The organism is Acaryochloris thomasi RCC1774 (assembly GCF_003231495.1).
Taxonomy (GTDB): domain Bacteria; phylum Cyanobacteriota; class Cyanobacteriia; order Thermosynechococcales; family Thermosynechococcaceae; genus RCC1774.
In genome coordinates, this window is sequence record NZ_PQWO01000052.1 from 1 (window position 1) to 6,418 (window position 6,418).

Annotated in this window: 11 protein-coding genes; 5 read left to right on the forward strand and 6 right to left on the reverse strand. The window is 47.7% G+C overall.

What is annotated here, in order from left to right; all coding sequences use genetic code 11:
• The first annotated feature begins 141 nt into the window (after positions 1 to 141).
• Positions 142 to 756: a hypothetical protein gene (locus C1752_RS27605; RefSeq protein WP_110989251.1), complete on the forward strand. Its 615-nt coding sequence runs from the start codon at positions 142 to 144 to the stop codon at positions 754 to 756.
• 21 nt (positions 757 to 777) lie between these two features.
• On the opposite strand, the gene C1752_RS27610 is transcribed toward C1752_RS27605, so the two are convergent.
• A complete protein-coding gene (locus C1752_RS27610) occupies positions 778 to 1,029 on the reverse strand; it encodes a hypothetical protein (protein ID WP_146242477.1) in 252 nt (83 codons plus the stop codon).
• Positions 1,030 to 1,142: 113 nt separating this feature from the next.
• On the opposite strand from C1752_RS27610, the gene C1752_RS27615 reads away from it, so the two are divergent.
• A complete protein-coding gene (locus C1752_RS27615; protein ID WP_110989253.1) occupies positions 1,143 to 1,415 on the forward strand; it encodes a hypothetical protein in 273 nt (90 codons plus the stop codon).
• A gap of 187 nt (positions 1,416 to 1,602) precedes the next feature.
• Entirely contained in the window at positions 1,603 to 1,803 is a 201-nt protein-coding gene (locus tag C1752_RS28795) for a hypothetical protein (protein ID WP_158535250.1), read from the forward strand.
• A 79-nt stretch (positions 1,804 to 1,882) separates the two neighbouring features.
• Here the strand turns inward: C1752_RS28795 and C1752_RS27620 are convergent, their stop codons facing one another.
• The 5 genes from C1752_RS27620 to C1752_RS27640 form a co-directional block, all read right to left on the reverse strand.
• Positions 1,883 to 2,902: a hypothetical protein gene (locus C1752_RS27620; protein ID WP_110989254.1), complete on the reverse strand. Its 1,020-nt coding sequence runs from the start codon at positions 2,900 to 2,902 to the stop codon at positions 1,883 to 1,885.
• Positions 2,903 to 3,374: 472 nt separating this feature from the next.
• Complete coding sequence (gene relB, locus C1752_RS27625) at positions 3,375 to 3,698, reverse strand: type II toxin-antitoxin system RelB family anti-toxin (protein ID WP_110989255.1); 324 nt, start codon at positions 3,696 to 3,698, stop codon at positions 3,375 to 3,377.
• Positions 3,691 to 4,083 carry a type II toxin-antitoxin system RelE/ParE family toxin gene (locus C1752_RS27630; RefSeq protein ID WP_110989256.1) on the reverse strand — a complete coding sequence of 131 codons (393 nt, stop codon included), beginning with the start codon at positions 4,081 to 4,083 and terminating at the stop codon, positions 3,691 to 3,693. The genes relB and C1752_RS27630 overlap by 8 nt, the downstream gene beginning before the upstream one ends.
• A 75-nt stretch (positions 4,084 to 4,158) precedes the next feature.
• Positions 4,159 to 4,380: a hypothetical protein gene (locus C1752_RS27635; protein ID WP_110989257.1), complete on the reverse strand. Its 222-nt coding sequence runs from the start codon at positions 4,378 to 4,380 to the stop codon at positions 4,159 to 4,161.
• Positions 4,377 to 4,970 (reverse strand): ParA family protein, encoded by a 594-nt coding sequence (locus C1752_RS27640; protein WP_110989258.1) that lies wholly within the window; start codon positions 4,968 to 4,970, stop codon positions 4,377 to 4,379. The genes C1752_RS27635 and C1752_RS27640 overlap by 4 nt, the downstream gene beginning before the upstream one ends.
• A 275-nt stretch (positions 4,971 to 5,245) precedes the next feature.
• Between C1752_RS27640 and C1752_RS27645 the strand changes: the two genes are divergently transcribed.
• Together C1752_RS27645 and C1752_RS27650 are read left to right on the forward strand one after the other, a co-directional pair.
• The gene (locus C1752_RS27645; RefSeq protein ID WP_110989259.1) at positions 5,246 to 5,587 is read left to right on the forward strand and encodes a hypothetical protein; all 342 of its coding nucleotides are present in this window, start codon (positions 5,246 to 5,248) and stop codon (positions 5,585 to 5,587) included.
• A gap of 7 nt (positions 5,588 to 5,594) precedes the next feature.
• On the forward strand, positions 5,595 to 6,140 hold the full coding sequence (locus C1752_RS27650; RefSeq protein WP_110989260.1) for a PIN domain-containing protein: 546 nt from the start codon (positions 5,595 to 5,597) through the stop codon (positions 6,138 to 6,140).
• The last annotated feature ends 278 nt before the right edge of the window (positions 6,141 to 6,418 follow it).

The following is a 6,418-nucleotide window of genomic DNA, read 5'->3' on the forward strand; positions in this document are numbered from 1 at the left end:
CTATACCTAGAAAGGAATGTGTCAATTTCGCTGCCTCGAAAAATGCGAAAATTAGCGCCTGAAACCTATACCCTCAAAAAGTTACAGCCTTAGCGTTGTTTTCTGTTCCGATGTACCCTAAACACCGTCTCGACGGGGCAGATGGAGGTGCTCTTAGAGCAGTTCCCGACTGAGTTTGAATCTAAGTTTGTCGATCTGATGCAGAAGGCTCAGCTTCAATTTGAGGGGCATCGGCAATGGTGGACGGAGAGACAGGAAGAGTTAAACACCTATTTACAGGGGGTGGAGGTTCAGCAGTCTGGGGTCATGGAAAAGCTGCAGGCAGAACGGGTGGCGTTTGAGGAAAGTGCAACGACTCAAAGACAATGGGTGCTCGGTGAGATTAATACGGTGCTGGCAGTTAGCAAGCGGGAGAAGGATCAGCTCCATGCAGAGATGGTGAAGCGGCTGCAGCAGGACCAGACGCAGTTAATTATGGATGCTCAAGACCAGAGCGCAAATTTTGTACGCAGGGGAATCATTACGGGGGAAAAGCAGGCAGCTCAGGGAATGCTCTGGTGGGGTGGCCTGATGGGGGGCGCTATGGGACTACTGGGGATTATCTTTGGGATTGTCATTCAGAATTCGGTGCAGCAGCGATTTACGGATGTTCCTTGGGCTATGGATCTATGGCAATGGAATCAGGGCTTCTATAGAGAGTGCAAGAAGCAAAAGCGCACGACCTGTAATTTCACCATTGTTGAACCCAAAGAATAGAAGTTCTAAGGCTGGGGCTGATCAGTCGTCCATTTCGCCGTCGTGGGTTTCGATGCTTTCTTCCCAAGGCTCTTGATCTGGGTCTAGCTCCCAAAGATGTGGGTGCAGGGTTTGATTGACGAGTGCTTGCGCTTCTTCGGCGGGCATAGAGAGCAGCTTCTTCCGAGCCGCAATTTTCTCGGCAGCAAGTTCTTCTGAGGTGTGTTCTATTTGGCGCAGCGGCTCACTGTCAGGCTGAGACGATGATTCACTGGGGTCCATTGCGGTCTTCACATACAGAGCCTCATCTCTTTACCACAAGAACCACGAATTACAATACCTCTTGACATTAACGTTACAACTTGTTACATTATTGATACAAAGCGTTACACAAAAGGATTTGATTTATGACTTCCGCTACTGCTACTGCTCAACAGTATTCCGTTGCTAACGAACTCATCCCTGCTGAAGCTGCAGCGCGGCTCAAGCGCTCAGAGGGCTTTCCTGTGCCTCGCGTCTTTGGTGGCACCGTTGACCAAGAGGGTCTAGCCAATAACTACGCCGTCGGACCTGTCAGCTCCGCTGCTGAGAAGACTTCAGGAAAAACTCGGTTATGGCAAGCCGTAGCATTCGCGGCTGTCACCTGGATTCCAGTCTCTATTGCGATTCTCGTAAGCTAATCTCTGTTTTGATTTTGGTTTGAGAAGGACGATTATGGCCCACGAGTAGGGCTATAACGTAACGCGACTGAATCTTACTCTAGATTTAGAAAGCTCCCCCGGTGCATACGAGTTGTATGTGCTGGGGGTTCCTCTATTGAGGGGTTGATAAAGGTGAGGTTAACGTTTTCTTTACGGGTGGAGAAAAATGGTAGGACTGAGATATGGTTTTGGCTCCATCCAAAATCAACGATTCCAAAAGCGACCCAACACCACACACCTTGGGTCGCTTTTTCATGGGGTTGAGTTCTCAATAGATTTCATGGATGCTTGCGCTTCACAGGTTTTTCTCTGGTGGCTTGATATTATTCGTATTGCTCTCACTGGCTGGGTTTATCGGGGGGTATGACAGCGAATAAATCGCTGCAATCCAGTCACGATAGCGTCCTCAGTAGTTCTTGCAGTTTCACCTACTGAGGGCATCCACTTTAGCCGAACCGGAATTTGATGGGGTTCATCTCCTTCAACATTCGCAGAGGAAAGGCAAAAGCGAGTTCAGTCCACGGTTGCCAGTCCCCTTGCTCGGGGTCGGTACAAACGCACATCTGACCGTCCATCGGTAGCGAGGCGGTGACAATGCCTTTTTCTCGGGCGAGATCAAACCAATCGCTGAAGCCATCAGGCATAGTTTCAAGCGCATCATTGACGGGGTTGGGGGTCCAGCGTTCTTGAATCGCCTTAACTAGCAATCCAGCGGGTCGCTTCGCTTGACCTGTTTTTTTCTGCTGGCGCACGACGGCCAGGGCATCCAGCACAATGTCTAGGGACACTGACATCATGGCCCGTTTGATGTTTTGGTTCATGGGTTGAGGGGCGATCACCTCCTCTACTTCGGCTTGAAGCTGTGGATCTATTTTTCTTTCTTCAGAGGAAATCGGCACGTCCTGAGAATCAGAGTTTGTTGGGAAGGCTGCTCTTGATTTTTCTTCATCTTCAATTTCTGGGTTTTCCAGATTGAGATGTGGAGGAGAGGCAGCTAGACCTTCCTTATTAATCCTTGAATTTAGAACAGGGTGGAGTGGGTGGCGTGTGTCTGTTGTTTCTTTATTCTCTATATAAGAGACAACGGAGCTGTAAGGTTTTGAGGGCTGTTTTTTGGAAATTTCTTTCCTGTTTTGGGAAGTTTTCTTCCCGATCTGGGAAGTTTTTTTCTCGATTGGTTGATCTGGATGGTGGGCGCTCAGTTTCCAGAATCGGGCGTTGAACTGTCGGATATTCTCGACGAGGCCGCTTTCAATGAGGGAATTGAGGGCGTTGCGGATCTGACGGGTGCAGTAGGGGCGTTTACGGCTTTGGCTGCTGAAGGTTTGAAATTCGGCTAGGTCAAATTCTTGGCTCTGTCCGGCGGGGCGGCGGCGTAAAAGCCACTGGTACAGGGAGCGGGCAGCGGGGGAAAGTTGCATCAGGATGAGGTCATGCTCATCGGTGATCATGGCAAAGGCGATCATTTCTATCACGTCTCCTATCGAGTGAACGGAGCGAGTTCGATAGATGGCGTTAAGCTCTCTTAAAGAATGCTTGTCATCTCTGACGTAAACACACTAAAATAGTTAAACGACATTATGGGTTCCTAACTTCTTGCCCGTCAAAGCGTTCAGTTAGATCCCGCGAATACTCGCTAAAGAACATTTTGTTTTTTGCCCTAGAGAACCTGGCTGTTTCATAGCCGGGTTTTTTGGGTTTCTGGGGGGTTAGACCATACAGGTCTCCAAAAAGAAAATTAACAAGCCCGAAAGCTTGATGATCTATACTACGCCGTCAAGCTAGCTTAAGAAAACTCTTTAAAACAAATGATCACAAGGGCTGGAGTCATCCACCAAGAAGTCGAATGCGATAATGACTGCGAAAGGTCATTGCTGCGCGGAGCCATGCTGGACTGACCTAGGAAGAATTAGCCCAGCGCATAGATGTAAAGAGGAATTAACGTTGTAAGGCGAATGCCGAATCATCCTCAAGTGGAACCAGCGCAATCTCCACCCGCCGATTAAGCGCCTGGGCAATTCGCTGCAGCATGGATAAAGAATGCCCTTCATAATCTGCATCTTCAAGACGAGCAATTACAGGCTGTTGAGTGCCAATTAGCTCAGCAAGCTGCTTCTGAGTCAGGTTCGCCTGAGTTCTTGCTGCATAGATAAGCTGTGCAACCTCCGCATTCACAGAGGCTTCCTGAACCATCTCCTGCAACTCAGGATCGCTTGGGTTCAACTGCCCCAAGATTTTAAGTGCATCGCTCGTTTTAGCCATCTTCTGTATCCTCGCTATAGGTATGGATGTCTGGAGCCTTTTCATATAGACGCTTTCGGTCAAGTGCCCGCTCAATATCTATGTCGGGGACTGGCGCACCTTCTTTTGTGATTGCGTGGGCTAAAATCGCTACGTTCTGGCCGTGAAAGAAATACAAGATTCGGTACTGAGTTCTCCTATGCTTGGCCCGCAGCTCGTAGACGCCATCACGAAGATAGTCCACTGCTGGCCGCCGCAGTTCATACCCCGACTCTGACAAGAGCTGAATACGAGCAGCACAATTGGCATATCCCTTCCGATCCTTTTTCAGAAGTGTTTTCAACCAATCTAGAGCTGGCACCCGACCCCGCTCATCCTGGTAAAACACAACCTGGGTTTGGGGCATAAAGGCTTTTCAGCAAACAAACTACCGCCATAATAGCAATATTGTTATTATGGCTTCACACACTGAAGAGTTTCACTACTGCTCAGAAAGGTGTTTTTCCACTGCTTCAACAATCAAGTCTTTAAGAGAGACTTCACGAGTGGTAGCCTCAATCGTCCATCGCTTACGAAGTGATAGCGGCACTTTGATGCACACGTTAACGATATTTTCAGAGGATGCTTTCTGCCTTTCATCCTTAGCAGGTTTCTGCTTTTCGTCTTTGGCAGCTTTCATCACATCAGTAAATTTGCTACTCATCTCAGTATCTCCAATACTTCTTTGCCCATCTGTTCATAGTCCAGCCAAGGGAGGCGAGACTTCCCCTTCAGTTCCCGAATCGGCACCCCCGCTAGCGCTGCTTTAGCAAACGCCGTCGAGCGTCGGATGATTGACTCAAAAACTGGCACATCTGACGCTTGCATATCCTGCTGCATCTGTTCCCCATCTTTATTGGGATGAGGGGGAGCCATTGTGATTAAGGCTCGGAAAGAGACATTCTTCAAAGCCTTCGAGGTATCAATCATCGGCTCTAGAGAATTGATATCAGGGATTGTTGGCAAGATCATCAAATCGCAGCCATCTGCCAGTTCCTTTAAATCATCTGAGTTAGGTCGAGCGGGGGTATCAATCACCAACCAATCACGACCGGGTATCGCCTTAGCTGCTTTGCGCTCGTCTGCGACATCAAAAGGCAAGTGACCTCGACTGGCCCAGCTTATAGAGGTCCGATTCGGATCGCCATCAACAAGTAAGACGTTTCCATATTTAGACAGAAACGTTGCTAGATGAATGGCACTGGTGGATTTTCCCACCCCACCTTTGTATCCAGTAAAAGTGACAATCAGCATAAATCGTCTTTTCTGCCAAGAATGAAAGGCATCATAGCAGAAAGACTGAAAGGAAGGATAGCAGAAAGGATGAAAGGATGCTTTCTATAAAAGTGCTTCTATATATTAGGTTTCTTCAGATAGTCTTACCTGATGTTCTAGGATGAAAGGATTTTTAGCAGAAAGGATGATAGGACGCTTTCTGCCTTAGCAGGTATTATTGACTCATTTTCTGTGGAAAAATTGGTTATTATAGTTTCTATAGAAATCAAAGTATAATGAACGTCTAAAGCATCATGGCTGGTAAAACTATCTCTGCATACACTGACACCGATACTGCAGATCGCATTGAGTCTATTGCCAAGCGGGAAGATCGCCGTAAAGCTCAAATTGCGGGAATGGCCCTTAAGTTGTTTTCCGTTTTACCAGATGAAGCTCGCACTGCATGGCGAAAAATTGAGACCTTTGGCTCCCCCGCCGATATGGAACATGCCATTGCAGATATCACCAGGATTCTGCTCAACACCCAGCATGAGATCGCAACTCAACAGGTCGTCCAAGAGATCAACACTGAATCCTTACATGCCCTAGACACGGAAGACGATCTCTTAGCTACAGCAGTCGCACTCACTGAATAGCTTTACCGTGATCGATAGTCTGAACATCTGTGTTGATCTCAATATCTGGGTTGCGGCTTTGCTGGCAGAGGCCAAAGGGAGACAAGGCACAGCAAGTCAAAGCATTGTAGCGATTGTGCGCCAGGGTCGCTGTTTATCTCAGCCGGTACAGCTCATCATCTCTTGGGGAATGCTCAATCGGCTGCGTCAGGTACTGATCCAAAAGCTGCAGGTGTCTACTTCTAGTGCAGAGTTATATCTTGATACCATCACAGCCTATGCCCAGTTAGGAGCATTAGCCTCAAGCCCTCAACTCACTCTCGGTGGCACTGGCATTGTGCCGATTCAAGATATTGAAGATGCTCATGTTCTAGAGACTGCGGTCGCAGGTAAAGTTCAGGTGTTAATCACGGCTAACTTCAAAGACTTCATTTCTAAAGATACGTCGGTGATCGTGCCGCAGCGTCACGCAATTCATTCCACTCCTGATCGGAGCTTCCATATCGTTCATCCTTACCTGTTTTTGGAATGGATCAGGAAAGGCTCAATCCCATCTACCATTGAAAATCGATAGAGGACGAAAGGATGCTTTCTGCCTTTCATGTTTTCTGTTTCTTATGCTTTCTGTCTTAGACGCTTTCTGCCTTGGATGACACTAGAGTTATGACTACATCGAACACCCAGTGAAGTCATTCTTATCAATAAACTAGTGCATTTCTCAATAGAGAATAAAGGCACTTACAAGATCAAGGTGTTTAGGGTACATCGGAACAGAAAACAACGCTAAGGCTGCAGCGCTTTGACAGCATAGGTTTCAGGCGTTATTTTTCGCCTTTTTCAGAGCACCTAAAT